Source organism: Rubrimonas sp., from assembly GCF_036788415.1.
Classification (GTDB): domain Bacteria; phylum Pseudomonadota; class Alphaproteobacteria; order Rhodobacterales; family Rhodobacteraceae; genus Rubrimonas.
The window spans coordinates 1-1,926 of the sequence record NZ_DAIQNN010000233.1 but is presented as its reverse complement, the minus strand read 5'-3'; the positions used below and the strand labels follow the sequence as shown (position 1 = coordinate 1,926).

Annotated in this window: 2 protein-coding genes; both read right to left on the bottom strand. The window is 72.3% G+C overall.

What is annotated here, in order from left to right:
* The coding region (locus V7Q31_RS19010; RefSeq protein ID WP_333835403.1) for a class I adenylate-forming enzyme family protein at positions 1-1,121 on the bottom strand (1,121 nt) is incomplete at its 3' end.
* Positions 1,118-1,840: an SDR family NAD(P)-dependent oxidoreductase gene (locus V7Q31_RS19005; protein WP_333835402.1), complete on the bottom strand. Its 723-nt coding sequence runs from the start codon at positions 1,838-1,840 to the stop codon at positions 1,118-1,120. The genes V7Q31_RS19005 and V7Q31_RS19010, both read right to left, overlap by 4 nt.
* Positions 1,841-1,926: the final 86 nt, after the last annotated feature.

Genomic DNA, 1,926 nt, shown 5'->3' with positions numbered 1-1,926 from the left:
AGCGCGTCCTCGATCTCGGCGGGGAACACTTTCTGCCCGCCGACATTGATCAGGTCGCTGTCGCGACCGAGGATGCGCAGCCGATCGCCCTCAACCTCGACGCGGTCGCCGGTGCGCTGCCAGCCGTCCTCGGTGAAGGGCGAGGGCGCGTTGAGATAGCCGAGCATCGCCGTCGCGACGCGCAGCTCGAGCAGCCCGTCGCGCACCCGCCAGGCGACCTCGCGCGGGTCGAACGAGATCCAGCGCGAGGCGTCGCCCGCGCTGCGCGCGCGCAGCGCGCCGAACTCCGACGCGCCGTATTTCTGGACGATCCGCGCCTGCGGGAACGCCTCGGCGACGCGGTCGAGCACGCCCTGCGGCATGGTCTCGCCGCCATAGGTGACGATCTTCAGGCAGCTCAGATCGTGGCGGTCGAGCTCCTCGGACATCAGCAGCATGTTGAGGAAAGTCGGCGCCGTCGGCAGCACCTCGACGCGATGCGCCGCGATCGTGCGGCAGACCACCGCCGGATTGCGCGAGGGCAGGCAGACCAGCGTGCCGCCCGAGAACAGCGTGTAGAGCAGCGTGTCGACGCCCGAGATGTGGTCGAAGAGCAGAAAGCCGAGCGTGCGCATGGCCTTGCCGCCGCGGGCGAACTTGCTCGCGAGCCGGGTGACGTCGTGCAGCGCGCCCTTGGGGACCCCGCTGGTGCCCGAGGAGAAGATCACGAGCCCCGGCGCGCCCGTCTCGGCGAGCCGGGCGTAGAGCGGGGGCGCGGAGGCGCCCGGCGCGGCCTCGATCCGCCCGCTCGCGGCGTCGAGGCGCCACGAGACGTCCGCGACCGCGGCGTAGGTCCCGGCGGGCGCGGCGGCGCCCGGCGTCACGGGGACGACGACGCAGCCCTCGCGCCAGAGCGCGAACAGCCATGCGCAGGCCTCGATCCCGTAATCGCCCTCGAGCAGGACGGCCTGCGCCGGCCGCAGGCCCGCCGCGCGCAGCTGGGCGCGGCGCTCCTCGACGCCGCGCGCGAGCTCGGCGTAGGTCGCGGCGCGGCCGTCGGGGTCGACGATCGCGACGGCGTCGCCGAACCCCGCGAAGGGCAGCGCGAGCGCGTCCCGCCCCGTCGCCGCGCCCCCGCTCACGGGACCGAGACCCCGCCGAGATAAAGCGTCTGGCCGGTCACGAAATCGGATTCGGGCCGCAGGAAGAAGTCGCAGACGTTGAGCACGTCCTCCATCGTCCCGTAGCGCCGGATCGCCTGGCGGGCGATCAGCGCGTCCATCTTGTCCTGCGCCACTGCGCCGACGAGGTCGGTCGGCACGGGCGTCGGGCCGACGGCGTTCACGGTGATTCCGAGCGGCGCGAATTCGTAGGCGAGCACCTGGGTGAACGAGACCACCGCCGCCTTGGACGCGGCGTAGGCGGATTCGCCCTCGAGCTTCAGCGGCGTCGCGACCGTGGCGAAGTTGACGATCCGACCGTATTTCCGCCGGCCCATCAGCTTGGCGGCCTCGCGGCAGAACAGGAACGTGCCGAAGACGTTGGTGCGGAAGATGCGCTCGACCGTGATCCCCGGCGTCAGCAGCGCGTGGTTCATCGAGGCGATGCCGGCGTTGTTCAGCAGCGCGTCGAGCCGACCGTGGCTCTTGGCGACGGCGCGCATCATGCGCGCGACCGCCGGCTCGTCGGCGACGTCGAGTTCGAAATGGGCGTAATCCGGGTGAGCGAGGTCGCTACCGTCGCGCGAGCAACCCACCACGCGCCAGCCGCGCTCCAGAAAACGCTCGGCGAGGAAACGCCCGATGCCCTTGCGCGCGCCGGTGACGGCGATGACCGGGCGGTCGTCGGTTGCGGCGGCCATCAGGCGGCCTCGGCCCCGGCCAGCTCGACGGCGTATTCGGCGAGCCGGCGCAGCGAGCGGTAGGGGCTGCGCTTGCGCGACATCGC